The sequence below is a fragment of the Thiothrix lacustris DSM 21227 genome (assembly GCF_000621325.1).
Taxonomy (GTDB): domain Bacteria; phylum Pseudomonadota; class Gammaproteobacteria; order Thiotrichales; family Thiotrichaceae; genus Thiothrix; species Thiothrix lacustris.
Map to the genome: position 1 here is coordinate 1 of NZ_JHYQ01000017.1, position 25,517 is coordinate 25,517.

Annotated in this window: 41 protein-coding genes; 33 read left to right on the forward strand and 8 right to left on the reverse strand. The window is 54.2% G+C overall.

The genetic code is table 11. The annotated features are described in order from the left end of the window. Positions 1-210, forward strand: a 210-nt coding sequence (locus Q394_RS19655; protein WP_038141010.1) for a zinc ribbon domain-containing protein, incomplete at its 5' end; no start/stop codon positions are given. Here Q394_RS19655 and Q394_RS19660 read toward each other — a convergent pair. The 7 genes from Q394_RS19660 to Q394_RS22720 all read right to left on the reverse strand — a co-directional run bounded on the left by Q394_RS19660 (position 207) and on the right by Q394_RS22720 (position 4,425). Then, entirely contained in the window at positions 207-584 is a 378-nt protein-coding gene (locus Q394_RS19660; RefSeq protein WP_084260401.1) for a gp436 family protein, read from the reverse strand. The genes Q394_RS19655 and Q394_RS19660 overlap by 4 nt on opposite strands. Before the next feature lie 5 nt (positions 585-589). After that, positions 590-1,492, reverse strand: coding sequence for a Mu-like prophage major head subunit gpT family protein (locus Q394_RS0109020; protein WP_028489006.1), 903 nt, complete (start codon positions 1,490-1,492; stop codon positions 590-592). Beyond that, the gene (locus Q394_RS19665) at positions 1,492-2,520 is read right to left on the reverse strand and encodes a phage protease (RefSeq protein ID WP_051543178.1); all 1,029 of its coding nucleotides are present in this window, start codon (positions 2,518-2,520) and stop codon (positions 1,492-1,494) included. The genes Q394_RS0109020 and Q394_RS19665 overlap by 1 nt, the downstream gene beginning before the upstream one ends. Before the next feature lie 222 nt (positions 2,521-2,742). Continuing rightward, positions 2,743-3,282 (reverse strand): phage virion morphogenesis protein, encoded by a 540-nt coding sequence (locus tag Q394_RS0109030; RefSeq protein WP_051543181.1) that lies wholly within the window; start codon positions 3,280-3,282, stop codon positions 2,743-2,745. Continuing rightward, on the reverse strand, positions 3,263-3,736 hold the full coding sequence (locus Q394_RS0109035; RefSeq protein WP_028489008.1) for a hypothetical protein: 474 nt from the start codon (positions 3,734-3,736) through the stop codon (positions 3,263-3,265). Before Q394_RS0109035 ends, Q394_RS0109030 begins: the two co-directional genes overlap by 20 nt. Then, positions 3,736-3,909, reverse strand: a complete 174-nt coding sequence (locus Q394_RS22375) for a hypothetical protein (protein ID WP_156946793.1) — start codon at positions 3,907-3,909, stop codon at positions 3,736-3,738. Before Q394_RS22375 ends, Q394_RS0109035 begins: the two co-directional genes overlap by 1 nt. A gap of 105 nt (positions 3,910-4,014) precedes the next feature. After that, on the reverse strand, positions 4,015-4,425 hold the full coding sequence (locus Q394_RS22720; RefSeq protein ID WP_028489009.1) for a helix-turn-helix domain-containing protein: 411 nt from the start codon (positions 4,423-4,425) through the stop codon (positions 4,015-4,017). Positions 4,426-4,551: 126 nt separating this feature from the next. On the opposite strand from Q394_RS22720, the gene Q394_RS0109050 reads away from it, so the two are divergent. The 5 genes from Q394_RS0109050 to Q394_RS22385 all read left to right on the forward strand — a co-directional run bounded on the left by Q394_RS0109050 (position 4,552) and on the right by Q394_RS22385 (position 6,424). Beyond that, entirely contained in the window at positions 4,552-4,926 is a 375-nt protein-coding gene (locus tag Q394_RS0109050) for a hypothetical protein (RefSeq protein WP_028489010.1), read from the forward strand. Positions 4,927-5,042: 116 nt separating this feature from the next. Beyond that, positions 5,043-5,240 (forward strand): helix-turn-helix domain-containing protein, encoded by a 198-nt coding sequence (locus Q394_RS19670; RefSeq protein ID WP_038141012.1) that lies wholly within the window; start codon positions 5,043-5,045, stop codon positions 5,238-5,240. Positions 5,241-5,302: 62 nt separating this feature from the next. After that, positions 5,303-5,632 (forward strand): helix-turn-helix domain-containing protein, encoded by a 330-nt coding sequence (locus Q394_RS0109060; RefSeq protein ID WP_028489011.1) that lies wholly within the window; start codon positions 5,303-5,305, stop codon positions 5,630-5,632. Positions 5,633-5,642: 10 nt separating this feature from the next. Further along, the gene (locus tag Q394_RS0109065) at positions 5,643-6,269 is read left to right on the forward strand and encodes a LytTR family DNA-binding domain-containing protein (protein WP_028489012.1); all 627 of its coding nucleotides are present in this window, start codon (positions 5,643-5,645) and stop codon (positions 6,267-6,269) included. Beyond that, positions 6,266-6,424 carry a hypothetical protein gene (locus Q394_RS22385; RefSeq protein WP_156946795.1) on the forward strand — a complete coding sequence of 53 codons (159 nt, stop codon included), beginning with the start codon at positions 6,266-6,268 and terminating at the stop codon, positions 6,422-6,424. Before Q394_RS0109065 ends, Q394_RS22385 begins: the two co-directional genes overlap by 4 nt. A 5-nt stretch (positions 6,425-6,429) precedes the next feature. Here the strand turns inward: Q394_RS22385 and Q394_RS0109075 are convergent, their stop codons facing one another. Further along, entirely contained in the window at positions 6,430-6,684 is a 255-nt protein-coding gene (locus Q394_RS0109075; protein ID WP_028489013.1) for a hypothetical protein, read from the reverse strand. 14 nt (positions 6,685-6,698) lie between these two features. Here Q394_RS0109075 and Q394_RS0109080 point away from each other — a divergent pair, with 14 nt between their 5' ends. The 27 genes from Q394_RS0109080 to Q394_RS0109205 all read left to right on the forward strand — a co-directional run bounded on the left by Q394_RS0109080 (position 6,699) and on the right by Q394_RS0109205 (position 25,516). Continuing rightward, positions 6,699-6,971 (forward strand): hypothetical protein, encoded by a 273-nt coding sequence (locus Q394_RS0109080; RefSeq protein ID WP_028489014.1) that lies wholly within the window; start codon positions 6,699-6,701, stop codon positions 6,969-6,971. Further along, positions 6,968-7,924, forward strand: coding sequence for a DUF3102 domain-containing protein (locus Q394_RS19675; protein WP_051543184.1), 957 nt, complete (start codon positions 6,968-6,970; stop codon positions 7,922-7,924). The genes Q394_RS0109080 and Q394_RS19675 overlap by 4 nt, the downstream gene beginning before the upstream one ends. After that, positions 7,905-9,689 (forward strand): DDE-type integrase/transposase/recombinase, encoded by a 1,785-nt coding sequence (locus Q394_RS19680; protein WP_051543187.1) that lies wholly within the window; start codon positions 7,905-7,907, stop codon positions 9,687-9,689. Before Q394_RS19675 ends, Q394_RS19680 begins: the two co-directional genes overlap by 20 nt. 1 nt (position 9,690) lies before the next feature. Continuing rightward, positions 9,691-10,869: an ExeA family protein gene (locus Q394_RS0109095; RefSeq protein WP_028489015.1), complete on the forward strand. Its 1,179-nt coding sequence runs from the start codon at positions 9,691-9,693 to the stop codon at positions 10,867-10,869. A gap of 1 nt (position 10,870) precedes the next feature. Further along, positions 10,871-11,170 carry a hypothetical protein gene (locus tag Q394_RS0109100; protein WP_028489016.1) on the forward strand — a complete coding sequence of 100 codons (300 nt, stop codon included), beginning with the start codon at positions 10,871-10,873 and terminating at the stop codon, positions 11,168-11,170. Positions 11,171-11,273: 103 nt separating this feature from the next. After that, positions 11,274-11,558, forward strand: coding sequence for a hypothetical protein (locus tag Q394_RS0109105; RefSeq protein ID WP_028489017.1), 285 nt, complete (start codon positions 11,274-11,276; stop codon positions 11,556-11,558). A gap of 2 nt (positions 11,559-11,560) precedes the next feature. Continuing rightward, positions 11,561-12,205 (forward strand): DUF3164 family protein, encoded by a 645-nt coding sequence (locus Q394_RS0109110; protein WP_028489018.1) that lies wholly within the window; start codon positions 11,561-11,563, stop codon positions 12,203-12,205. Then, the gene (locus tag Q394_RS0109115; protein WP_028489019.1) at positions 12,202-12,432 is read left to right on the forward strand and encodes a hypothetical protein; all 231 of its coding nucleotides are present in this window, start codon (positions 12,202-12,204) and stop codon (positions 12,430-12,432) included. Before Q394_RS0109110 ends, Q394_RS0109115 begins: the two co-directional genes overlap by 4 nt. Next, entirely contained in the window at positions 12,429-12,848 is a 420-nt protein-coding gene (locus Q394_RS19685; protein WP_084260405.1) for a gp16 family protein, read from the forward strand. The genes Q394_RS0109115 and Q394_RS19685 overlap by 4 nt, the downstream gene beginning before the upstream one ends. Continuing rightward, positions 12,845-13,453 carry a hypothetical protein gene (locus Q394_RS0109125; RefSeq protein ID WP_028489020.1) on the forward strand — a complete coding sequence of 203 codons (609 nt, stop codon included), beginning with the start codon at positions 12,845-12,847 and terminating at the stop codon, positions 13,451-13,453. The genes Q394_RS19685 and Q394_RS0109125 overlap by 4 nt, the downstream gene beginning before the upstream one ends. Before the next feature lie 268 nt (positions 13,454-13,721). Continuing rightward, positions 13,722-13,949 (forward strand): hypothetical protein, encoded by a 228-nt coding sequence (locus Q394_RS0109130; RefSeq protein ID WP_038141020.1) that lies wholly within the window; start codon positions 13,722-13,724, stop codon positions 13,947-13,949. After that, on the forward strand, positions 13,946-14,548 hold the full coding sequence (locus Q394_RS19695) for a KilA-N domain-containing protein (RefSeq protein ID WP_051543192.1): 603 nt from the start codon (positions 13,946-13,948) through the stop codon (positions 14,546-14,548). The genes Q394_RS0109130 and Q394_RS19695 overlap by 4 nt, the downstream gene beginning before the upstream one ends. 76 nt (positions 14,549-14,624) lie before the next feature. Further along, positions 14,625-14,993, forward strand: a complete 369-nt coding sequence (locus Q394_RS0109140; RefSeq protein ID WP_028489022.1) for a Mor transcription activator family protein — start codon at positions 14,625-14,627, stop codon at positions 14,991-14,993. 93 nt (positions 14,994-15,086) lie between these two features. Further along, positions 15,087-15,446, forward strand: a complete 360-nt coding sequence (locus tag Q394_RS0109145) for a hypothetical protein (protein ID WP_028489023.1) — start codon at positions 15,087-15,089, stop codon at positions 15,444-15,446. A 9-nt stretch (positions 15,447-15,455) separates the two neighbouring features. Next, positions 15,456-15,794, forward strand: coding sequence for a M15 family metallopeptidase (locus Q394_RS0109150; RefSeq protein ID WP_038141024.1), 339 nt, complete (start codon positions 15,456-15,458; stop codon positions 15,792-15,794). Between the two features lie 19 nt (positions 15,795-15,813). Then, the gene (locus tag Q394_RS22390; protein WP_156946798.1) at positions 15,814-16,029 is read left to right on the forward strand and encodes a hypothetical protein; all 216 of its coding nucleotides are present in this window, start codon (positions 15,814-15,816) and stop codon (positions 16,027-16,029) included. Beyond that, positions 15,998-16,249 (forward strand): TraR/DksA C4-type zinc finger protein, encoded by a 252-nt coding sequence (locus tag Q394_RS22395; protein ID WP_051543196.1) that lies wholly within the window; start codon positions 15,998-16,000, stop codon positions 16,247-16,249. The genes Q394_RS22390 and Q394_RS22395 overlap by 32 nt, the downstream gene beginning before the upstream one ends. After that, a complete protein-coding gene (locus tag Q394_RS0109160; RefSeq protein WP_028489025.1) occupies positions 16,233-16,550 on the forward strand; it encodes a hypothetical protein in 318 nt (105 codons plus the stop codon). The genes Q394_RS22395 and Q394_RS0109160 overlap by 17 nt, the downstream gene beginning before the upstream one ends. After that, a complete protein-coding gene (locus tag Q394_RS0109165; protein WP_028489026.1) occupies positions 16,547-16,867 on the forward strand; it encodes a hypothetical protein in 321 nt (106 codons plus the stop codon). Before Q394_RS0109160 ends, Q394_RS0109165 begins: the two co-directional genes overlap by 4 nt. After that, positions 16,867-17,409, forward strand: coding sequence for a DUF3486 family protein (locus Q394_RS0109170; RefSeq protein ID WP_028489027.1), 543 nt, complete (start codon positions 16,867-16,869; stop codon positions 17,407-17,409). The genes Q394_RS0109165 and Q394_RS0109170 overlap by 1 nt, the downstream gene beginning before the upstream one ends. Continuing rightward, positions 17,406-18,914, forward strand: a complete 1,509-nt coding sequence (locus tag Q394_RS19705; RefSeq protein WP_084260407.1) for a hypothetical protein — start codon at positions 17,406-17,408, stop codon at positions 18,912-18,914. Before Q394_RS0109170 ends, Q394_RS19705 begins: the two co-directional genes overlap by 4 nt. Beyond that, positions 18,911-20,500 (forward strand): DUF935 domain-containing protein, encoded by a 1,590-nt coding sequence (locus tag Q394_RS0109180; RefSeq protein ID WP_169735889.1) that lies wholly within the window; start codon positions 18,911-18,913, stop codon positions 20,498-20,500. The genes Q394_RS19705 and Q394_RS0109180 overlap by 4 nt, the downstream gene beginning before the upstream one ends. Beyond that, entirely contained in the window at positions 20,487-21,890 is a 1,404-nt protein-coding gene (locus tag Q394_RS21425) for a phage head morphogenesis protein (RefSeq protein ID WP_051543202.1), read from the forward strand. Before Q394_RS0109180 ends, Q394_RS21425 begins: the two co-directional genes overlap by 14 nt. Next, on the forward strand, positions 21,890-22,201 hold the full coding sequence (locus Q394_RS0109190) for a hypothetical protein (protein WP_028489029.1): 312 nt from the start codon (positions 21,890-21,892) through the stop codon (positions 22,199-22,201). The genes Q394_RS21425 and Q394_RS0109190 overlap by 1 nt, the downstream gene beginning before the upstream one ends. Before the next feature lie 149 nt (positions 22,202-22,350). Then, the gene (locus Q394_RS0109195) at positions 22,351-23,397 is read left to right on the forward strand and encodes an ABC transporter ATP-binding protein (RefSeq protein WP_028489030.1); all 1,047 of its coding nucleotides are present in this window, start codon (positions 22,351-22,353) and stop codon (positions 23,395-23,397) included. Beyond that, on the forward strand, positions 23,394-24,791 hold the full coding sequence (gene dalD / locus Q394_RS0109200; RefSeq protein WP_028489031.1) for a D-arabinitol 4-dehydrogenase: 1,398 nt from the start codon (positions 23,394-23,396) through the stop codon (positions 24,789-24,791). The genes Q394_RS0109195 and dalD overlap by 4 nt, the downstream gene beginning before the upstream one ends. After that, on the forward strand, positions 24,788-25,516 hold the full coding sequence (locus tag Q394_RS0109205) for an SDR family oxidoreductase (protein WP_028489032.1): 729 nt from the start codon (positions 24,788-24,790) through the stop codon (positions 25,514-25,516). The genes dalD and Q394_RS0109205 overlap by 4 nt, the downstream gene beginning before the upstream one ends. Position 25,517 lies beyond the last annotated feature (1 nt).

Consider the following 25,517-nt stretch of genomic DNA (forward strand, 5'->3'; position numbering starts at 1 on the left):
AATCTGCCGCTGTCGATACGTCAATGGACTTGCCCTGTTTGCGGTGCAGTCCATGACCGTGACGTAAACGCCGCCAAGAATTTGCAAGAATACGCCGTGAGTTACACGGTGTCTGCCTGTGGAGGGGAAGGCGCTGGCTCTCGGTGTAAGCCGAAAGCGAAACCAGCCCCCGTGAAGCAGGGATTCAACACCATGACTACTTTTAGCTAGCTATAGGTATATTTGGGTAGGTTTGAAATAACGGTTGTCCCCAGTGTCACCTTGCCGTTCGCAATATTTTCCAGTAGGCGCACAGCATCGCGGTAACGGTTGCGCACATCTTCGAACACACCGCCATTGCGCCGCGCGGCAAATAAATTGTAAATCGCAATGTCGCACGCCAGACGCGCCAATACAGACGGGCTGGCTTCAAATGGTAGGCTGTAGCGCCCCGCCAGATAGCCGTCTATCTCAGCGGCAGCATCGGTGATGGCACGCGCCACCGCCGTAGCATCCACCAGACCGCTACGGGTGCGGTCGGTCAGTTGCACCAACTCCATCAACCCGAAGCGTTCTTCAATGTCCGTCTGCGTGCAGTACATCATTCACCTCACAGGTACGGGGATACGAGGACTTCAACCGCATTCATATTGGTGTTGGTTGCACCCGCTGCGTTGCGTTCCGCCTTGACCGTATCCAGTGCAGCTTGACGCAAGGATGGCGGCACAACCAATAAAGTGGGGTTGATTGCCAGTGGGCGACCACCGTCCCCTTTCAGTGATTGCATCTTAGCGATAGCAGCACTCAAGCCCGCCGCATCCAATGCCGCTTGGGATTTATGCGCCATGTGCCAGAAGCCAAACCCGACGTTGCAGCGCAAGTCAGCACCGTAGCGGTAGGTATTGCTCATGAACACCGCTTCATCATCCGGGTTGGTCATGGCGACCAAGTTAGCCGCTTTGCGGTCCTGGAAGATCAACGGTTTGACGGCGCGGGAGGTATCCAGCAAATACCATGCTGTGCCAGCACCTGCGGTCAGGTTGCTGGTAGCGACTGCCGTACCCGTACCATCGGTATTGGGGTAGACCGGATGATCGGCGGCGAAGAAGTTTTTGGTGTCGTAGCACGCGGTGGTGTGACCCGCCGCCAGCAGCGCGAACAGCAATTCATCAGGGAAGACCGATGCACCGCGCCCCAGTTCTTGGAACAGCGGGGAATAAATGCCGATTTCGTCATCTTCAATGTCCGTGCGCTTCACTTCCACCGAGGCTTCGTAGTCTTTATTGGTGATGGCATAACCGCTGGCGGCAATGCTTTTCAACGAGCGCGTGCCGACCCATTCTGAAAAGCGCGGCATTTGACCGAGCCAACCGTAGGTGTTGGATTTAGTGGAGGATGGCACACGGGTGGCGATCTTATCCCAGGTGGGCGTGACCATACTTAAGCCGTTTTGGAATTCGCGCTTGAAGCCGGTGTTGAGCGCCTGCAACAGCGCGGCGGTTAATGCTGCCATTAGTTGGCCTCCTTGGATTTGGCGAAGTCAGCCGGGCTAATACCCAGTTGTTTGGCAACCAGCAGCTCATCACTGGTAAGGGCTGCGACGGATGCACCGCCGTCTGCCGGTGGCTTGCCGTTGGTTTGGTTGCCTTTGAGCGCGGCAATCGCTGGCGTGCTATCCAGATAAGAGCGCAATGCGGCGACATTGCTATTGCCCAGTTCACGCGCCCATTGTTCTTGCGCTGCCAGCAGCTTGCCGGATGACTTGCCGACTTCGATCAGGTCATCGACTTCGGTTTGTTGCTGGTGGGCTTTCAAGGTCGCCAGCTCGCCTTTGAGGGCTTCAAATTGCGTCAGTGGCACGTATTGCGCGGGGTCTGGCGTGGTGACGGCTGGCTTGGCTTTCAGGGTGGCGATGGCGGCGTGGATGTCATCCGCAGATGCGCCAGCCTCAACACCCAGGAGTGTTAGGGTTTCGGGTTTCAGTGGCATGTCAGTTTCCTGAGTGGGTGTTGTGTGTCGCGCCGTGACCGGACGTAAGCCGGTGAGCGCGGGGTAATTGGTAAGGGCGGCGTGCAGGACTTTCAGCACTTGCCCGCTGATTTCGTCGTAAGTGAATACCGGAGAAATGAAGCGGTACTCTTGTGCTTTGATCATTGCCTTGGCGGATTCCGTCCATTGCACTTCAACGTACAAGCCGTCTGCCAACACCTGCATATTACTACCCCAGCCAGCAGCGGGGGCAGGCTTGCCGTTGTCTTCTGCCAGCATGGTTTGGTGTTCGTAGTCGATCAGCAGCGGCATATTGTCAGCAGCAAAGCGATTCACCACACGGGCATTGATGTCGCCATCGAACAGCCAGTCGGTCAGATTGGGGTGGTCGGTGTTGGGTCTGCCATCACGCGCCCGAAACCTGCCCAGCGGTAGCAGTTGCACCATCGGCAAGGGTTCGCCGTTATCATCCAGCCGCAACGCTGCAAGGTAGACTCCCTCGCAGCGGGTGACGGATGTTGACGGGGTGTTATGGGGTGATTGCTGTTTCATGCCGCCAGTGTAGGCGGTGGCTTGGGTGATCAGAAAATAACGCGGGTAATGAGTATAGGCGGGTAGGAAGCTACCATTTTGCCAGCGGTGGCAAGATGATCAAACGGGGATGCTACGCCGGATTAGCGGATATTGCCAGACGTGCGGCATGGCAGTGGTTCTATGAACGTTTATAAACGCTATCAGGGCGCGTGACACGCCCCAACACGTAACCTTGTAGCCCTAGGGGTTGAATGATTGCGTTACGTAGCCTTCTACAGCTTCGATAATATCTTGCCTGGCTTGTTGGCTTAAGCCCAAGAATGGGCGGGCGGGGATGGTGGCGGCGTGTTTGCGCCCCGCTTTGCCGCCGAACTGGTGGATCGGGGCATACACTTTGTTTGTGCCGACGGCTGCGAAGTCGTCGCCGTATGACTGGCTAACGGAGCTTGCCAAGCTACCGGACACTTGCAATATCTTGCCGGGCCATGAGCCTTTTTTCTGGCGAGCGTCTTGGGTGCTTTGGCTGAGTGACGGCCATTTGGCTCCCGTTTCGGGGTTGCGCTCTTGCTCAAAGTTATCTTCAACGGCTTCCAGCATCAGGTTGGCAATGCCGGCCATCAAGGGGCGGGGGTTGCTTAGCCGGGCGTGGATGCGCTGCAAGGTGGCGCGAAAGGCGGTGTCGTTGATTTCGATACGGATGACGGTCATGATGGATGCTCGCTGCTTTAATACACCAACTATAGCACTAGCGACCGCGCCTTCAGATATGGCGACCAGCATTCTCAATAATTGCCTTTTCCATGGCACTGCGGTCAGAATTGAAATCACGGGCATGGGCGAGGAATGCCGCCTCAAATGCCTTGTCTACCTTTTGCGTCGAAAAATCATTTACCAGGACAAGACATGACTGAAGAAACCGATCGCAATCAGCCACAAGGCCGGGGAAATACAGGCAAGCCAGCGTCCTGGCACGACGTGCTTTATCGGCGGCGGCAAGCGCGGTTTTGGCTACCAATTCGGAGGGCAATGCTTGGTCTTCCACTACCAAACGAGTCAGAACCTCAGAGCAACCATCTATCTCCAGAACAAGAGACTCAAACTTTTGACGATATAGGTCTTGCCTTTGATGTTTTTTATCGAGATATGCTTTTAGCAACTCGGCGGCTTGAGAAAGCACTACACCAACAAATGCTGACCCAGCCGCTACCCAAGCCGTTGCAAGATCATCTGCCATCACACCACCCCCTTGAAAATCAGTATCAGCCACCCAGTGGCAGCGAAAAATTCTAGCCCTAGCAGTATCACCAGCCCCCAGCCGCGCACGGCTGGCGGGTAGTGAATGTGCACTTGCCCTATGTCGCCTGCGAATACCTGCCCTACATCCCCTTGTATTTCTACCTTGCTCATCTAAGCCCCTTTTGTTTTTATTGTTACTCAAATTACCAGACGTCTGTTAATTTCAAATACGTCGATATCGGCGCATTTCAAATGCCGCTACGTCGCGGTATTTACCTACCCCTTCGGCTTCTTCTTCCCGCCCATAGTGAAACTCACATCACCAATGGTTGCCGCATCACCAAAGCTCTGCCCAACCTCGCCGTGGATAACCACCCGCGCCGCCTGCTCCCGCCCTATCGCAGCGCCCAGTATCGCATCCTTCCCCGCTGGTGCTGCCGCCCGATACCGCTCCAGCAACAACCGCTCATCTGCCGCCAACGTGCTGGCACTGCGAACCCCCGTCAGAATGTACTGCACATCCGCGCCAGCCTGAGCAATCGCTGCCAAGTATCCAGACTTTGGCTGTGCGGAATTCTTTTCATAGTCAATCTGGCTCTTCTTGGTTGTTCCAGCCATTTCAGCAAGCACTGGCTGAGTCGCGCCTAGTCGCTCGCGCTCTTCACGCAATCTATCGCCAAAAGTCACTTTTTATTCTCCTTTTTATCTTGACAGGTAACGAAACAGTTACCATAATAAACACCAGCAACACAACAAACACTGAACGAAAGTCTTAATCCCCTTTAAACGGGGCGCGTATCTAAGGAGCCAGTCATGAGCAACCACCTAATGGAACTACTTATCAGCGAGATGGCTATTCAGGAGCTGTCGTTCCAGCAAATGTTTAGCCGCCTGCAATCCACCTACAAGCTGGATGAGTCGGCATACATCACCGCTATCCACATTGCCTGTGACAAACTGGAAATTAAGCAAGCCGCTGGCGAAGCAAGCCAATCACTGCTTGCGCCTGTCGCTGAATTATTGTCTGTGGATCGTCCGTGGCCGTCTGCCCTAGTGAGTGAAGCAGCGTATCAATTGATAGATCAGTACCGCCCTCAAGCACCTTCAGAACATGCTCACCCAGTGCAATATGCTGGAGAGCATCCGCCTGAATCAGACCATCCTCAACGGTGCGCTGGAGACGCTTGATCTTATCAGCAGCAGATTCTTTATCTTTCACTTTTAAAAACCTCTTTTCTCAAGCAACCAACGCAACCGGGGCAAGGGCTGCAACCCAAGCCCCACCTTTTACCAAGGAGCATTCCATGCAAACACAACCATTGTTTCAATCTTTCCGTCAGCGGCTTGCCGAGCAGGGCACACCCATCACCCAGTGGGCGCGTGACCACGGGTTTAATCCGTATGGCGTTTACCGCTTACTCAACGGTTACGAGCTGGGCACAAAGGGCAAGAGCCGCACCATCGCTGAGGCCATTGAAAGCTTTGTAAGCCAAGCGGCGTAACGCCCACTTGAGTTTATAAGCCTTAAATTTATATCGCAACTATAGCATAGGTATTTTTACAAATGCGAACCAAAGCCGAACAACCCAACGCCAAACGCACCCAAAGCTCAGCCGAACGGGCATTGCGGGTACTGGACGTGCTGAAAGGTCACAGCCTCACCGGCTTGACCAACAAGCAAATCACCGAGGCCACCGGCTACTTCAGCAGTGGCGTTAGCCTCTCCCTCAACACACTGGCAGCAGCCGGGTTTGTCACCCAATTGGAGACCGGACGCTGGGCGCACTCCATTAAGTTTCTGCAAATGGCACAAGCACATGCTGACCACATCAGTCGTATGCAAGGCCGCATCAACGAATACAACGCCCGCGTCATCGCTGGCGCACATCAATAAGGGGATCATCATGAATAAGTTACTCATACTCACCCGCCAAGCCGGTCTAGGAAGAGTTGAAGAGCGCCACCCACTGGATAGCGTGGAAGCGTTTTACGCGGAAGACAAATACACACTGGTGCGCCTCACTGACGGCGCGGACACGTTCGTTATGGGCTTGATCGACAAAAACGGCATTACCACTACCAGCTCCGATAAGGGGCGCTACCTCTCAATCAATGGCATTGAGCAATGGCTTGAAGCGCATGGCGCAACCCAGTTCCTGCGCAGTCACCGCGCATGGATTGCCAACATGAATCACGTCAAAACTTACCGCGCCCCGGAAGCGGTCGGCAAGGGCGGCACGTTAACCACCTACAGCCAAGCAACCATTCCCTCTTCACGCCGCATGGCGAAAACCACCAAGTGGGCATGGCGTAATGGCATGGGTGCAACCGCTGCTGTCTTGCTGGCGATTGGCTTACTGACAGCCGCCCCTGACGGCAATGCCGCCGACAAGCCAAAGCTGCCACCGCCCACCGAGTTTGTGCGTGTGTCACCCAAGCCGCCCGTCATCATTCACAAGCAATGCAGCTCCACGGGTTGCTGGCTGCATTTCAGCGATGGCACAAGCCAGTTTGTGGCGGGTGCGAAATGAAACACACTACCCCCCCAAAAGCCAAGCGCAAGCCAGTCTTTATCAGCGAGTACCTGACACAGATAGACAAGGCGGGCGGCAAGCCAGTGGCACTGGCAAAGCCCAAACAAGACATCCTTATCGTGAAAGCAGATTACAGGATCAATACGCCATGATCTTCCTAGCCCAACGGCTTCGCGGCTTTCTTTTTAAGCTGAGAAGTAAATTTTGCAGTGATTTCGTAATGCTTCATGAGTCGGGCAATGGCATCCAAATCTACGTTGTAGAAATCACGCTGAAAGTCGGGCGCACTGTATGAATGCACTTTCCAGTTGTCCTCGCTCGGCGGCTGCATCAGCGCCTCCACCAGCTTGGTATGAAACTCATTCAACTCATCAATATAGGGTTTTACTTCACTTTTTCTTAGAACAGTCACCGGAGAACCTCTTTATGAAAACAGCACAACAAGAACACGCGGAACGCTTATTTCTTTTCAACCTGCCCTTTATCAAAGGACAACTGGATGCGCGTCACGACCGACTGAAAACATTACTGGAAGACTTCGGCGAAGGCAAACGCACATTTGACATAGAAATGGAACTGGCGGTAGCCGACATCACTGCGCTCATGCACGTCTTGCAAACGCCAGAATCAGCGGATGACGTCGACCTGGATGACGACACATGCGTGCATGACCTTAACAAACAAGGAGAAGCACCATGATTGACCCCACCGACCTCAAAACCATCGACTTGGTTGCCACCCAGCAAGCCCAACAGCAAATGCAGCAAGTCGTCGCCACCTACGGCGACAACCTGCCTTACAACTACGACCGCGTATTAAACGAATGCGCATTCTTTATCGAAGCCAGCGCCAAGTCCGCCATCGAATTAGGCAAACGCCTGATCATGCTCAAGGAAATGGAAGGACATGGCAATTTCCGCGCTGCACTTGAAACACTAGGCTTGAGCGTTGGAACGGCTCACAACGTCATGAAGGTGGCAACGAAGCTTTCAAATGTTCAAACGTCTGAACATTTGCTTAGCGCCGTCAAGAGCCGCTCAAAGGTCTTTGAGATGATGATTCTCGACAATGATGACCTTAAAGAACTCACCGAAGGCGGCACTGTTGCAGGTATCAAGCTCGACGACGTGGACAAAATGAGCGTGCGTGAACTACGCATTGCCCTGCGCGAAGCCAAGGAACTCAGCGGCACAAAGGACAAGCAGCTTCAAGCGAAGAACCAGAAGCTGGATGAAATGGAAGGCAAGCTGGATAACCTGAGTCGCAAGCTGACCGAGAAGCGCGGGGTGGAGCAGGCGACAATGCCTGATCCTGACCGCGAAGCCGAAGACCTACGCAAGCAAGCGACGACAGTGGTTAACGAAGTGGAGCTAGTCGGCATCCGCGCCAAGTTGCGCAGCATGTTGCAAGCACTGGATGTCCACCGCGAAAAAACTGGCATCGACCACACCCCCACCATGCTGGGTTATCTGTCCCAACTGGAATACGCCATCAGCGACCTACGCAATGAATTCAGCCTCTACGGCGAACCCATTGGCGAGCAAGGCGCATTCTGGGAAACCGAAGCCGCCCAGCAAGCAGCGGATACAGCAATGGAAGGCTTTGACTGGGCAACAATTGAAGGGGTTGGTAATGGACAAAGCACACACTGAATACCTCGTGCAAGTCGCCATTGCTGCCCGTAACGCCAAGCACGGGCAGAAACAGACGATTTACGCGGATGCCGCCACTCACCTTAGCATCACCACCAAGACCCTGCACAACTGGCTGAATCAAGTAGCGGGTGGTCGCAACACCCGCAAGCAACGCAGTGATATTGGCACAACCGGCATGGAGAAAGCAGAGCTTTACATTATATCAGCCTACATGAAAACCAGTGAGCGCCAGACAGGACGGCGCTTGCGCAACGTTGCCCAAGCCGTAAAGGAATTACGCGCCAACGGCAAAATCAAGGCGGAGTATATGGACAAGAACACTGGCGAAATACGCCAATACAGCGATAGCGCCATCGAACGCGCTTTACGCGCCAACACCCTGCACCCAGAACAACTTGGGCAGGATTCCCCAGTGCGCGGCTTGAAGTCCAGCCACCCTAACCAGTGCTGGCAATTGGATGCATCGGTTTGCGTGCTGTACTACCTGCCACGCGACAAGGCGCTGCAAGCCATGCCCGCCGCTGAGTTCAACAAGAACAAGCCGGGCAACTTCAAGAAGATCGAAAGCGACCGCGTGACCCGTTACGCCATCACCGACCACGCCAGCGGCACGGTGTACTTGGAATACGTTTACGGCGGCGAAAGCAGTAAGAACCTGCTGGATGTCTTCATCAATGCCATGCAGTGGCGCGGGCGCAATGACCCATTCCACGGCGTACCTGACATGCTGATGCTTGACCCCGGCAGCGCCAACACCAGCGCCCTGCTAATGAGCTTGTGCCGATTGCTGGATGTGCGCCCCTTGGTGAATGAACCCGGCAATCCACGCGCCAAGGGGCAGGTGGAAGGGATGCACAACATCATTGAGCGCAACTTCGAGGGTGGCTTGCGCTTCATTAAAGTGGCAACACTGGAAGAACTGAATGATCACGCCCACCGCTGGATGCGCAACTTCAACGCCACCGCCACCCATTCCCGGCACGGCATGACCCGTTACGCTGCATGGAGTCGCATCAACCAGCAGCAATTGCGCAAAGCGCCTGATGGTGAAACGTGCCGCGAACTGATCAATAGCGGCATCAAGACCCGCAAGGTCAACCAGTACCTACATGTTAGCTGGAATGCCACGAAGTACGCCGTTTCACACATCCCTGACGTGTACGTGAACCGTGAGATCGAAGTATCTGAAAACCCGTGGTTGCCCGGCGTGATGCGCGTACACCTGATCGACAAGGACGGCAAGCCCTACACCATGAATGCCGAAGCCGTTACCACCAATGAATTCGGGTGGGATGAACGCGCGGCTGAGATTGGCGAGGAATACAAGCGCCATGCCGATACCGCCATCGAGATTGCCAACAAAACCATTGAGGAAGTCGCTTACGGCAAAAACACCGAGGCGCAAGCCACGGGCAGACGCAAAGCAAAAGCGATCCCCTTCAATGGGGAAATCGACCCTTACAAGCCACTGGTTGATGCCGAACCCAACCTGCCGGACTGGATGGAAAAACGCGGACAAGCCAGCACCGTGGTTGCGCCTGATATCCGCTTGCGCCCGCTGTCACTGGTCGAAGCCGCCAAAAGCATTCGCAGCACGATTGGCCCGGTGTGGCTACCCGAATGCTTTGCCGAATTGAAAGCTATGTACCCAGCCGGTGATGTGCCACAAGAACACATCGAAGACCTGAAGCTGTACTTCATGGGGCGCACTGACCGCAAGCCCGTCACCACCAAACCCGCGTTGCGCGTGGTAGGAGGCTGACATGCTAGCCCTGAAGCCACATCTGGAACAACACCGCGTGCCACAAGCAGCATTGGCACGCGAGGTGGGTATCAGCAAAGCAGCGATGTGCCAGTTACTCAATCATGGTAACTGGCCTATCAGGAAGGAGAGAGAAGAGCTGGAGCGGGAGATTAGCCAGTATCTGGATACGCAAACCGTACCGGCACACCCCGCCCTGTTTGAAGAAGTTGCCCCCGGCAACCTGCAAGCCACCGAGGGCGATTCCACCATCGCAACCAACACAGAAGCAACACTGGAGATCAACATGTTACTAAGAAAGCAGACCCTAACACCAGCGGCACGCAAACATTTTTCGCTATTCCGCGACCCGTTCACCGAAGAAGCCATGCAGGATTCAGACGACGTATTCACCACTGCCGATAGCCGCTATGTACGGGAATCGCTATGGAGCGCCGCCCGCTTTGGCGGATTCATGGCGGTAGTGGGCGAAAGCGGGGCGGGCAAATCCACCTTACGCCGTGACCTGCTGGAGCGCATCCAGCGCGAGAATGAGCAGGTGATTGTGATTGAACCGTACATCCTAGGCATGGAAGACAACGACCGCAAGGGCAAAACCCTGAAAGCTGGGTCTATCGCCGAAGCCATTATCACCACGATTGCGCCAATGGAAAAGCCGCGCATGTCACCGGAAGCGCGTTACGCCCAACTGCACCGCTTGCTACGCGATAGCAGCCGCGCTGGTAATAAGCATCTGCTGATCATCGAAGAGGCGCACGGCTTGCCGCTACCAACCCTGAAACACTTGAAACGTTTCCGTGAACTGGAAGACGGTTTCCGCAAGCTGCTCGGGATTGTGCTGATCGGTCAGCCCGAATTGCGCCTGAAGCTCTCCGAAACCAACCCCGAAGTGCGTGAAGTCACTCAGCGTATCGAACTGGTGGAGCTGCAAGCACTGGATGCCGATCTTGAAAACTACCTGAATTTCAAGTTCAAGCGCACCGGTACAGATGTCAGCACCGTGATTGATGCCAGCGGCATTGAAGCGATGCGCCAACGCATGACGGTCAACGCAGGCAAGCGCGGCAAGGTCAGCTTGCTGTATCCGCTCGCTATCAACAACTTCTTAACCGCGTGCATGAATCTGGCAGCCAGCATTGGCGTGCCGGTGATTGATGCCGACACCGTGAAGGAGGTATGAGATGCCACAAGCACGCTCAATGGCTATCGAGCCATCCAAATACGAAGGCCCCAAAGACGCGGAAGACTTGCGCTTAATCAATGATGCCATCCGGCTTTGTGCGCAAGCGTCGGTGAATTACGACGCTATCCGCGTCTTGAATATCAGCTTGTTGTTGCGGCGCATCCCGACAATGCGCCAAGTCAGCGCCAAGGCGCGAGCAGTGGTGTTCATGCGCAACTTGCTGGATCAGATCACTGACGAGACCCTGCAACACAGCACCGCGTGCCTGTTTAGTGAGGTGGCTCGCCGCTACGAATAATCGACGCGCCAACGCCGGGTTCCGTGCAAACGGAGTGGGGCTGCAACCCCACGAGGCGCAATCAATATCCCCGGCACTTTGCAACCAACACAGGAGCACCCTCATGGGTATGTTTGATTTCTGGAACACTCAGACCGAAGACGAATACGTAAAAGAGCTGGCACGCGATGCCGCCAGCGCCGGGCTAAAAGCCGTTGCCGTCACTGCGCTGAATGCGGATGGCGATTGCCACACCGCCAGCGCGGTACGTGGCGAGGGCTTTGTAGGCAAAGGTGTGGATGAGTGGAATCACCACCTTGCCACTTACACCCATACGCACGCTGACCGTATCGACCCTGATACCGAGTCGCAACCTACCTCATTCTTCAAATCCTTATTCGGAGGCTGATTATGACAACCGATACCACCCGCAGCTCTATGCCAGACGTGCCAGAAGGCTATATGCGTAAAGCCAATGGCGACTTGACCCCTACTGAAAACGTGCGTGAATCCGACATCTTGCGCGATTCAGTGGTGATGGAATTGGCAATGGATGCCAAGGCCATCAGCGCTGACTTGCTGGCATTCAAAACCCGCGCCCTGAATGACATTGCCGACCTGATCAGCATGAGTGCCGAGAAGTACGGCGTAAGCATTGGCGGCAAGCAGGGCAATATCCAACTGCACACTTACGATGGGCGCTACCGTCTGGAGCGCGTGCAAAGCAAGATCATCACTTTCACGGAAGAGCTGGAAGCCGCCAAGGCACTGGTAGAGAAGTGCATCATCAAATGGTCTGACGGCGCACGCTCAGAACTCAAAGCATTGGTGATGCGGGCATTCAAGCCCAACACCAAGGGCGAGTTACGCACCAGTGCCGTGGTCGATTTGATGCGTCTGGAAATAGACGATGAAGACTGGCAGACCGCTATGCAGGCACTCAGGGACTGCCTCAACACCAACGGCGTGACGACCTACATCCGCCTGTATGAGCGCATCGGTATGACCGACAAATACAAGTTGATCAACCTTGACCTTGCTGGGGTGGTGGCGTGACAGCGCACCAACTCGAAATCCTGCGGCGGCAATTTGCCAATGATCCCGAACGGCTCAAAGAAATTTTGGGGCGTGACGCATTGGCAGATGACGCTAGCACCACGCCGGAGCGGGGTATCACCCGCTTCGACTGGCTCATGATCGGCTTGACGTTGCCTTTTCTGGCAGCGGCAGTGCTGATAGCAGGCATCTACTACTTAATAGTACGCACTATAAGGAGATCATGATGAGCGCGAACAATATCGCCAAGATCAAAATCGCCCAAAAGCAACTGGGCATGGAAGACGACGCTTACCGCGCCTTGCTAACCCGTCTCACTGGCAAGAACAGCGCCGCCAAACTGAGCGTTACCGAGCAACTCAAGGTGCTAGCAGCAATGGTACAACTGGGTTTCAAGCCCAGCAAACCCCGCAAAGCGCAAGGCAAGCAATACAGCCAACCCCATAGCCGCAAGCTGATTATGCTATGGAAAGACCTGTATCAAGCCGGTCACGTCGCCAACAAGACCAATGCAGCGATGGAAAGCTGGGTCAAAGCCGAAACCGGCAAGGCAAGCCCCGACTGGCTAGAACCCGCCGAAGCCAAACGCCTAATCGAAGCCCTAAAGTCATGGGCAAAACGCCCTGTGAAGGAGGCGCTATGAGCGACAAGCAGAAGTTCGTGCGCAGCACTGCCGCGCTGTTTGTGGCTTGCCACCACGAAAAGCCGGATGCAGGACGGGCAATCCAGTGGGCGGCATCACTCTGGAAAAAGCTCACGGAAGCAGGCTATGGCGATAAGCAAGGCGAGAGCAAGCCGCGCTCACCAGAAGCCGACTATTGCCAGCAAATGAGCGAGCGCCAACGCAAGCTGTTTGATCAGTTCTGGGGGGCATTCAACCACAAGCAAGGGCGCAATGGTGCGGCAATGCGCTGGTTGCAACTGGGCGAATGCAAGGACGATGAATACCGCCAGATCATCAGCGCCGCTAAAGCCGAAGCTGCCAAGCCAATGCAGCCGGGGCAAGTGCGCAAGATGGCGCAAGGCTGGTTAACTGAGCGGCGCTGGCTGGATCATCTGGAAGCACCATCTGCTGGCGTTACCAGCCCTGCCAGCAAACGCGCGGAAGAGTACCGCGCACTGATCGGCGAACTCGACCACGCCAAACGTACCATCACCGTCTACAAACCCGACGAGGAAGGTCACGAGTACTGGCAAAGCCAGATCACCAAACTAACCGCATCCATCGAGCAACTAAGGAGTAATTGACATGTTTTATATCCGGGTCTATGCTAAATCCGTTGCGGCAAAATCCGCAACCGGGTTTGGTCGCCCGGATACCATTGGCGCACAACCGCGCTTTAAGCGGTTTTTTTGTGCGTGCCATCTATGCAAGCCCTTTTCTATGGGCGGGCTGGATGGGGAGGACGCAAGTCCTGCCGGTATCCATTGGGCCGGTCGACCAACCCCATTCAGTTCCGCTCACCCTCTTGGTCGGGAGTGACGGAAACGCAACCTGATACCAATGGAGCTTGCTATGAATACCTCACCCGAAGACGACTTTAACGCACCCGCCACCCTCAACGACGATCAGCACACCGCCCTGTACGAGGCGTATCATCTAGTTGAACTCATCCATTACCTTTCCAGCAATCAAGCCGAGTTTGTCGAGATACGACAGGAAACCCTTTCTGTGGTTTGCGGCATCATCACCGACCGCATGGAGCAAGTCACCAACAACCTATTCTGGAGACCGAAAGCATGAAAGATTTAATCGTTGCCAACATCACTATCCAGCAAGACGCGGAAGGGCGTTACTGCCTAAATGACCTGCACAAGGCATCAGGAGAGGAAAAGCGCCACCGCCCGAACTATTGGCTATCAAATAAACAGACAAAAGACCTGATTGCGGAGCTTGGAAAAGCCGGAATTCCGGCTTTTAGCACAACGCAAAATCTCGGCACATTCGTCGTCAAAGAGCTTGTCTACTACTACGCCATGTGGATCAGCCCTGAATTCCATATTAGAGTCATTCGCACCTATGACGCAGTAATGAGAGGTCAGCTTGATGAAATCAGCCGGATGGAAACCCAGCATGAAAACTACTGGTTCAATCGCTACCCGCATTGGCGTGCAATCAAGCAGTATGCGCTTGAGGGCTACCCATACAAGATGATTGCCAAAGCCGTAAAGAAATCCGCCAGCACCGTAGCGCGGGCAATCCGTTCAATGGTCAAGGTTGGCATCATCAACCCGCGCAAACTGGAAATGTATCAGATCGGACAAGCCGCCCGCGTTGCCCGAAAACTGCAAGACGGGTGGGGTGAAAGCCAATACCCACTGCGACTTGACTTCCACTATTGACCCACCGAAGCCCGCCCTGTGCGGGCTTCTTTTTGCCTGCCTTGAAATGCCTGCCATGTTCGGCTATTGTTCGCTTATGGATAACCTACTCACCACCCCCGACAGCAGCACCGCACGCTCCAAGTGGCCTGAAACACTGGTGCAAATGCTCGACGGCGTACACGCTACGCTGCTACGGATTGGCATGGATGATGAGCGGGCAGCGCAAGTATCACTAACCATTGTCCATGACCACGCCAACAATTTCGGCGGCTGTCAGTATTACCTGCCCAAGGGCGATGAACTCAAGCGAGCTTTGCGTGACCGCGAAATCTACCGCCTTGCAGGCAAAACCGACGTGGCGGTTTTGGCGCAACGCTACAACTTATCCATGAAGCAAATCTGGGAAATCCAACGCGCCCAGCGCACCTTGCACATCAATAAAATCCAGCCTTCGCTATTCTAACGGGTTAATTACCCCCGTTCTTTTTTCGCGTCATAAGCCCACCTCCATACTGTCAGCGTAACTACTTATCTGACACATCGTTATGGAGTCATCATGTTCAAAACGTTCTTCACCTTTGCGCTAAACGCCATTCCAATGGGCGGTTTGCGCACCTACATTATGGGCGCAATTGGCTTGCTGCTTGCCGCTTTCCTCATGTACACAGGCAACTGGGAATTGGGTGGCACGCTACTGGTATTGAGCTTGCAAGTCATCTTCCTGCGTGCTGGCACTGAAAACCTAACCACCACCATCGGTAACGGGCTGGAAGCCATCATCACCCGCAAGACTGCTGTATTCAGCTTGCCCGAAGTGCCATTGCCCGACCCACTGCCAGAGCCTGACCTGCCTGCCGATAAATACCTTGGTATGGAAAACAATGACCGCAAAGCCACCGGGCAAGACATTTTTTAAGGAGGCATTATGCCAGCACCAACACTGCGCGAACGCCAGTCCGAATTCGCCTTAATGACGGGTAAGCTGATTCTTAAAGCCTATGAAATGGGCTATGAAGTAACGCTAGGTGACACGTTCCGCGACCCGCGACTGCACGGTGAATACGGCTTCAAGGTTGGCTATGGCGCAAGCCGCAGCTACCACAAGCTACGCCTTGCCATTGATTTGAATCTATTCAAAGACGGCGGATTCTTGCAAGGCACTGAAGCCCATAAGCCGTTGGGTGAATGGTGGGAAAGCCAAGGCGGCACATGGGGCGGGCGCTTTGAAGACGGCAATCACTACTCGTGGGGCGAAGGCAAATGACCCACAGGCTTCGCACCCAATGACCAAAGCAGAGCGCAACCTAGGTGAATTCGTGCTGGCATTGATCACGATCATTGGCGCTTTTTGGTCGGGCGCGAAGCTCTCGCAGTGGGCGATTGCCACTAGCTGCACCGACAACGGCGCGGCAACCATTAATAATGTGGCGCACGAATGCCGCGCCAACCCCAGTATAAGGATAATTCGTGGACGATTTGGACAGAGCACAACAAACTGAAGAGCTATACCGCGCCCAAGCACTGGCGAAAGCACTGGATAGAACCGAAGAGCCAGATGAAGACGAAATGGGGCGCTACTGTCTGTCGTGCGGCGTCATGATTCCAGCCAAACGGGTTGCCGCCGTCAATGCGGTGCGCTGTATCGACTGCCAAACAGCGCTTGAGCACCACAATAAACACCATGCCAACCCAAGGACGCCGCATGACCGTCAACATTGAGCTACCCCAAATCATCACCTTGCTACTGGCATTCGCCGGGATGCTAGGCACTGGCATCAAGCTACTACTGGCGGGCATCGAGACCCGCCTAAAACGCATTGAAGAACAAAACAAAGCGGAAAGCGACGGCTGGAAACGGCTGGAACGGGAGCTAATGGAATTGCGGGCTGACCTGCCATTGCAATACGTGCGCCGTGAAGACTATGTGCGCGGGCAAACCGTCATCGAAGCCAAGCTGGACGCCCTTTACAACAAGCTCGAAGTCACTCAATTGCGGGCAGCCGCTAAGGAGAGATCATGAATATTGACCACGCCAAGATTCGCCGCGAATCCCTGCGCTGGCTGTTGATCCTGGCATTGAACCACTCGCGCCCGGTGCGTGCACACGAGAGCATGTTGCAATCGACCGCGCGGGGCGTGTACAGCGACACCACTGATGTGGAAGTGCGCCGCGAACTCGGCTATCTGGAAGAGCGGCACCTGACGGACATTGAGCGCAACCCCGCTGGTTTCTGGCTGGCATCACTCACCAGTGCCGGAGTGGACATTGCCGAATACACCGTGGATTGCCGCCCTGGCATTGCGCGACCTGAAAAGTATTGGGCGGGGTCTTCCTGATGGCTCGCACCAGCGCCATTGATACATTGCCGCCGGAAGTAAAGGCATGGCTGGACAACGCCCTACTGGCAACCAACTTTCGGGGATACGAGGCATTTGCGGCTGAACTCCAAGAGCGGGGCTGCACGGTCAGTCGCTCCAGCGTGCACCGGTACGGGCAAAAGCTGGAGCGGCGCTTATCCGCTATCAGGGCCAGTACGGAAGCGGCGAAAATGCTGGCGGCGAATGTGGATGACACTGAAAACCACCTGTCTGGCAGCGTCATTTCACTGGTTCAATCTGAGTTATTTGAAACACTATTGAATCTGCAAGAAGCCGATATCGAGGATGATCCTGCTGAGCGCATGAAGCTATTGAGTAATGCCGCCCGCTCTATCTCCGAAGTCAGTCGCGCCAGCATTGCCAACAAGAAATGGCAAGGCGAGGTGCTAGCTAAGGCGCAAGTCGCCGCTGAAAAAATTGATGCCATCGGTAAAAAAGGCGGACTAAGTGCCGAGCTTGGCGAGGAAATACGCCGAGTAGTTCTGGGGATGGCAGAATGACTCCCTCTTTGCCACGTGCCACCACGCCAGTTCCAGATAGCGTCCTACTCCCCTATCAACAGCGATGGATAGCTGACAAGTCCTCATTGAAAGTATCTGTCAAATCACGGCGCACTGGCCTGACATGGGCGGAGGCTGCGGATGACACACTGATTGCCGCTAGCGCCAGAAAGGCGGGCGGCATGAACGTCTATTACATCGGCTATAACCAAGACATGGCGATTGAATACATCGACGCCTGTGCTGGTTGGGCAAAAGTCTTCAATTACGCCGCCGGACAAATCGAAGAGGGTATCTGGGGTGAGGATGAAGATGACAAACACATCAAGACTTACACCATTCGCTTTCCCGATTCCGGCTTTCGGATCGTGGCGCTTTCCAGTCGCCCTGCTAACTTGCGCGGCAAACAAGGCGTGGTGGTCATCGACGAAGCTGCCTTCCACGATAAGTTAGACGAACTACTCAAAGCAGCGTTGGCGCTACTAATCTGGGGTGGGCGTGTGCGCGTCATCTCAACGCACAACGGCGAAGGCAACCCCTTCAACGAGCTAGTGAAAGAGATTCGCGGCGGCAAGCGCAAGGGCAGCGTGCAGGGCATTACCTTCCGCGAGGCAGTTAGCCAGGGTCTATATCGTCGCGTGTGCTTACGCCTTGGTATTGCATGGACGGCTGAAGCTGAAGCCGCGTGGATGGATGAGGTTTATGACTTTTACGGCGACGCTGCTGCTGAAGAACTGGATGCCATCCCCAAATCAGGCAGCGGCGCATACTTCAGCCGCCTGATTGTGGAGCAATGCCAACGCCCTGAAATCCCCATTATCCGCTACAGCAAGCCTATTGAATGGGTCACAGACCCCGCACGATTAGATCAGGCAAAGATTTGGATTGCTGACGTGCTGAATCCAGTGCTGGACAACCTACCCGGCAAGCGCTCGGCACTGGGGCAAGACTTTGGGCGCGATGGTGACCTGAGTGTTATCTGGGTATTGCAAGACAACGGTGCGGGCAACTGGGGTACGGCATTCACCCTTGAGTTGCGGCGCATTCCGTTTGATGTGCAACGCCTGATTCTGTTTCACGTCATCGACAAGCTACCCCTGTTTCATAAAGGCAAGTTTGATGCACGCGGCAATGGGCAAAGCCACGCGGAAGCAGCCGTGCAGCGTTACGGTGCGGCTCGCATTGAAGCGGTGATGCTGACAGCAGGGTGGTATGGCCTGCACTTCCCGCCCTATAAAGCCGCCTACGAAGACAAAACCATTACCGTGCCAATGTCCGAAGACATTATTGCCGACCATCGACGGGTAATACTCAAGAGCGGTGTTCCAGGCATGGATGACAAGCGCGACAAAGGCAGTGATGGGCAATTCCGGCACGGCGATAGCGCGGTTGCTGGCGTGATGGCGTATTCAGCCGCCCGTGATAATGGGTTGGAAATCGGGGATTTTGAGGCTGCCACAGGCAGCTCATGGGATGAGCAAAGAGGTGTTGTATGGAATGGATGAGCCGATTACTGGGCAATAAAAAGCAACCACCTCCCAAGGGCGATCAAACGGCAGCGCTAAGCTACCTACCCAAGGAGTTTGCTGATCACCCCGGGAAAAACCTAACACCCGCCAAGGCGATGACACTGCTTCTGGAGGCAGAGCAGGGGAATCTACGCGCTCTGGCTGATTTAGCCGATGATATGGAAGAGCGCGATACACATTTGTACGCGGAATTAATGAAGCGGCGACGCGGTTGCTTGACTGCCGACTGGTCATTGAGTTTGCGTAATGCGGATAAATCAGAGCAAAAAGCACTGGAGCAGCTAACCGAGCAACTGAAAAACATGCCGATGCCAGATATTATCTGGGACATGACCGATGCCATTCATAAAGGCTACGCGTGCGCTGAAATACAATGGGAATACGCGGATAAGGCATGGCTGCCAGCCACCATCCAGCACCGTCCGGCAAATTGGTTTACGGCAATGCCCGAAGACCGCGATACCTTAATGCTGCGCACGCAAGAAGGCAAGGGCGTGGCGCTACAGGACTACTCATGGATAACACACACCCATAAAGCACGCTCTGGATACCTGACCAACACGGCACTGGCACGAGTAACGGTGTGGCCTTTCCTGTTCCGGGCGTTTTCATCGCGTGATTTTGCCGAGTTCTTGGAGATTTACGGTCTGCCGCTGCGACTAGGGCGCTACCCAAGTGGAGCGACAGCCGAAGAACGCAGCACTCTATTGCGTGCCGTCACAGCTATCGGGCACAGTGCAGCCGGTATCCTACCCGCCAATATGGCAATCGAATTCCAGCGAGCAGCGGAAGGCCAAGCTGATCCCTATATGGCAATGGTTGGGTGGGCTGAAGGCGGCATCAGCAAGGCTATTTTAGGGGGGACACTGACTAGCGATAGCGGCAAGAATGGCAATTATGCCACTGCATCCGTTCATGATGATGCCAGAAAAGAGATCCGCAAATCAGACCTGAGGCAGATCGGGAAAACACTTTCTAGTAATCTGATTAAGCCGCTATGCCTATTCAATACCACACTGACCCGTGTTCCTCAGTTCATTTTTGATGATACCGAGCCAGAAGACAATGAACGTAGCATCTACGCACTGGTGAAGCTGGCGGAAGCAATGCCTATTCCACTGGAATGGGTAAGGAATAAATTCAAGATTCCTGCGCCGAATGGTGATGAGCCGATACTGCAAATTACTCAGCCAACGGCGGGTTCAACTGCGGCGGCGAAAGCGACTCATCATAGCGGATGCTCATGCTGCAACTCTGAGGCCACGGCGGCACTCAAGGGCAGCGATGGGCAAGACAGCGTACAAGGCGATATTGATTCATCAACACCAACAGATGACGCCTTACGGTCTCAAGCGCAAGCGCTTATTCAGCCCCTGATTGATAAGGCTCTAGAGGGTGTGCGGGCTGGCGACCCTGCCGAAACCATCCTCACTACATTAATGATGGGATACCCGGAAATGGATAGCAGCAAGCTAAGCGATGCACTAACCAAGGCATCGTTCATCGCTGATTTGATGGGGCGATGGGAAGCCCAGCAGGATATTGGCAATGGCAAAGCCTGATGTCACCTTCGCCCTAAACCTCAGGCCAGAAGAGGCCATCCGCTACTTTGAATCCAAGGGCTTAAAACTCACCAAGAGCTGGAATGAGCTATGGCAGGATGCACAGGTAACGTCATTTACTGTGGCGCATGTCGGCAAGATGGATGTGCTGGCAGACATTCACGCAGGGCTGCGAGATGCACTACATGACGGCATCACTGAGCATGAATTCATGAAGCGTCTAACCCCGATATTGCAAGCCAAGGGGTGGTGGGGCAAGGCCATTGATAAGAGTACGGGCGAAATACTAGAGACGTATCCGGGTTCTAGCGTCCCCGTTCAATACGGTTCACCGGCACGACTCAAGCTGATCTACCAGCAAAACCTGCAAACAGCCTACATGGCAGGGCGCTACCGGGCAATGGAAGAAGGCGCATGGGCAACCCCTTACTGGCAGTATGTAGCAGTGATGGATTCGCGCACTCGCCCAGCGCACAGCTCCTTAAATGGGCGAGTGTGGCGGCATGATGACCCAATCTGGAGCACTCTTTACCCGCCAAACGGCTGGAACTGCCGGTGTCGTATCAGCCCAATGTCAAAGAAATCTGCCGAGCGCAAAGGCTTGCAGATTGAAGACAGCGCCGACAAGCTTGAAACCCGCACAGTACCAGCCGGGAGAAACCCAGATGGAAGCCAGCGCTATGCCGATGTTACCGGCATCAAGACGGGCAGATATGATGATAACGGGCAAGAGATCGTGATGTTTCCTGATGCGGGGTGGAGCTACAACCCTGGCAAGGCATGGGCGGAATCACAGGCTGAATATGCCACTGCAAAACTGGACTCTTTATCAGGGATTACGCCCCGCGAAGCATTCGAGTATGTCAGCAAGATCACGCAAGCCATTGGCGAGACCCGTATCAGCAAGTTCAAAGGCGTTGACCCTGATTTGCTGAAGGATATGTTTCATCTGCTCAAGACGAATCTATACATTCTACAGTTGCGCCCCGGCATTCTCGGGGAAATCAGGCAAGGCGGCATTGCTGGATCGGCAGCCCTCAAGCATGAGATGGAAGAGGTTAGGCAGATCGAAAAAGGGGGGCGAAGCGTCTTTAGTCCTGGCGCTGTTGCCGCTATCGAGCAGGAATTTGATAATGCCGTTGCGCTGGGCAACCCCGCCAAATACATCCCTTACCACATGGCGGCTTTACTTGCGGAACTGGAATATGCCCGTGATAAACTAGCGCCACTAGGGTTTAAGACCGATGATCTTGGCGTGGTTGCAAGAGCGATTTACGGCAACCTGCAAGGTACTGGGCTTGAAAAAATGGAAATCGAACTAGCTGAACTCGGCTACCAGTGGCCTGGCAACATCCCGCCAGAGCTGGAAGCAGCTATAAGGAAGCGTTGATGCAATATACATACAGAGCGATTACGGACAAGACTGGCAAGATTATATCTTTCGCCGTAGCGAATTCAGATGGCGCGACCCTGTGGAATATGCGCAACTTTTACAATGGTGATGTCCGTACCGAGAACCGAGAGAGCCAACTATCTGTCTCGCTGGATGCGCTTTCAGTGCGAGACCTTCCAAAGATCATTGCTGAAAAGGCTGGAGCGGTTAGTGTTGGCGCGGAGGAGGCCACTCCAGACCTTCCTGATAGCCGCGAACTTCTCAAGTATTTTCGTAAAACTGCTGGGTTCGCATGGGGTTGGGATTAGGGGCAGCCTATCATCCTTGGCTTCTAGAGGAGTGTTGTTTATTATAATTTCAATATAGAGAATCATCCCACATCTTCCCGCTTCATCCCATCAAATCCCATTTATAACGCTTAATCCTATCTAAATATAACCCTCTCCCTCAAGAGGATATGGCATTTTTAGAGTTAAAAAACGTAGATAAGTACTACGGTAAATTACACGCGATCAAGCAAGTCAGTCTGGAGATTCAGTCAGGCGAGTTTATTGTGTTTGTTGGCCCTTCTGGTTGCGGTAAATCCACCCTGTTGCGCATGATTGCGGGGTTGGAAGTGATCAATGGCGGACAGTTGATTCTGGATGGGCGCGATATTACAGAAGTGCCGCCGTCACAGCGTGATCTGGCGATGGTGTTCCAGTCTTACGCCTTGTATCCGCACATGACGGTGGAAGAAAACATGTCGTTTGCGCTGCGCTTGGCCAAGGTTGACCCCGCCATCATTCAGGAAAAAGTGAAGATGGCTGCTGACAAACTAAACCTTACGGCGTATCTGCAACGCACGCCCAAGGCGCTTTCTGGCGGTCAGCGTCAGCGGGTGGCGATTGGTCGTTCCATTGTACGTTCTCCTAAAGTATTCCTGTTTGATGAGCCGCTTTCCAATCTGGATGCTGCCTTGCGTGGTAATACACGGGTAGAAATTGCTTCCTTACACCGCGAATTGGGTGCAACCACGGTTTACGTTACCCATGATCAGGTTGAAGCCATGACACTGGCAGACCGCGTGGTCGTACTGCGTGATGGCATCATTGAGCAGGTGGGCACGCCATTGGAATTGTATGACCAGCCGATCAACCGTTTCGTGGCTCGTTTCATCGGTATGCCACAAATGAACGTGGCTCCGGCTAGCTTGTTCGGTCAGTTTCCTGCACAGGTGGCGGAAGTGGGGATTCGCCCCGAACACTTGCAAATGGTTAGCCCAGAGGATGGCCTGCTAGCGGGTAAAGTGGTGCTGGTCGAAGCATTGGGTAACGAAACCTTGGTACACGTTCGCCCCGACAAGGTTCAACTGGAAGAGCCATTGATTGTACGTTTGTATGGTCGTACTACTGTTCATGTGGGCGATCGAGTAGGGCTGAAGTGGGATGATAGCAAGCATATCCATTACTTCGACACCAAAGGAATGAGATTAACCCATATGACACAAGGAGCGGCTGCATGAGCCAAGCGTCAACTTTAACCCAGTTACACATTGGCTTGGGTTCGTTCCACCGTGCCCATCAGGCCGTTTACATGCAAAACCTGCATGAACAGGGCGATACCCGTTGGCAAATTATCGGGGGGAATATTCGCCCCGATATGCTCGACACCGTGGCTGCCCTTAAGTCGCAACACGGTGCTTATACGCTGGAAACGGTTTCCCCAGCCGGTGAACACGTTTATCAGTACATTGAGTGTATCAAGCAAATTGTTGACTACGATCCGCAACTGGAAGGCTTGACGGCAGTAGCGGTTGACCCGAATACCCGCATCATTTCCTTTACCGTGACTGAAGCGGGTTATTATCTGGATGCGAATAACGATCTGGATGAGACCTTTGCTGACTTGCGCAGTGATTTATCGGGGAAAACGTGCAGCACCCTGTATGGAGCAATGGCTTTGCTGTTGGAGGCGCGGCGGCAGCAGGATGCTGGCGCTGTTACCCTGATGAACTGCGATAATTTGCGCAGTAATGGCACCCGTTTTTATGCCGGTTTCCAGCAGTTTCTGGAACGTCAGGGCAAAACCGAGTTGTTGGCGTGGGTACGGGCAAATACCCGTGCACCGAATGGCATGGTCGACCGCATTACCCCACGCCCAACCCCGGATGTGCGCGAGCGCGTCTTGGCGGCGACAGGGCGTGATGACCCGGCGGCGTTGATGGGTGAATCCTTTATCCAGTGGGTGCTTGAGGATGATTTCATCGCCGGTCGCCCTGAATGGGAAAAGGCCGGGGTGGAAATGGTTGAAGATGTCACCCCTTATGAGGAAGCCAAGATTCGTTTACTGAACGCGACGCATAGTTGCGTGGCTTGGGCGGGGACTTTGCGGGGTTACTATTTCATCCATGAAGATTGTACTGACCCGGATGTGGTGCAATTGGCGTATGATTATGTGACCAATGACGCGATTCCTTGTCTGGATACACCGGAACATCCCTGCCCGCTGGATCTGGCGAAGTACCGTGATGTGGTGCTGGAACGTTTCGCGAATCCGAATATTCAGGATGCGAATCCACGGGTGGTGATGGATACTTACGCCAAAATCCCTTCGATGATTTTGCCAACTATCCGTGATTGTCTGGCTGCCGGGCGTAGTGCGGCGAGCGTCAGCATGTTACCGGCGCTGTTTTTGGCCTTTTTGCAGCGGCAGCAACGCGGTGAAATTCCTTATGAATATCACGATCAGAGCATGACGGCGGAAAGTGCCCGCACCATTTGCACCTCGGATGATCCGGTCAAGGCGTATGTTGCTGAGCGTTTGTTGTTCGATGATATCGCCGGGGATGAGCGCTTACTGGCTGAGATGCGTGGTGCTTACGAGCGTGTGCAGCAGTTCATTGAGAAAAAAAGATGAGCAAAGCGTTGGCGGGTAAGGTAGCCGCTATTACAGGCGGCGCATCCGGTATTGGCTTGGCGAGCCTTGAGGCCATGTTGGCAGCAGGGGCTCGTGTGGTGCTGATTGACCGTGACGAGGCTGCGGTCATGGCGATTGCTGAACAGCAGGGGGATGCGGTAATTCCCTTGGTTATCGACCTGCTGGATCCGCAACGTTGTGCGCAAATGGTTCCGCAAATCCTGGAAAAAGCCGGTCAACTCGATATCTTTCATGCCAATGCGGGTATGTATGTCGGCGGTGATCTGGTTGATGCTGAACCAGATGCGATTGACCGGATGCTCAATCTGAATATCAATGTGGTGATGAAAAATGTCCGTGATGTATTGCCACACATGATAGCGCGTGGAACGGGTGATATTATTGTCACCAGTTCCTTGGCGGCGCATTTCCCGACACCGTGGGAACCTGTGTACGCCTCGTCGAAATGGGCGATTGACTGTTTTGTGCAAACCACCCGACGACAGGTATTCAAGCACGGTATTCGGATGGGTGCGGTGTCACCTGGGCCGGTTATCACGGCGTTGCTTGCCGACTGGCCAGCGGAAAAACTTCAGGAAGCCAAGGAATCGGGTAGCCTGATTGAAGCAAGTGAGGTCGCGGATGTGATCCTGTTTATGCTCACCCGACCACGCGGTGTCACTATTCGAGATGTGGTGATGCTGCCGACCAATTTTGATTTGTAAC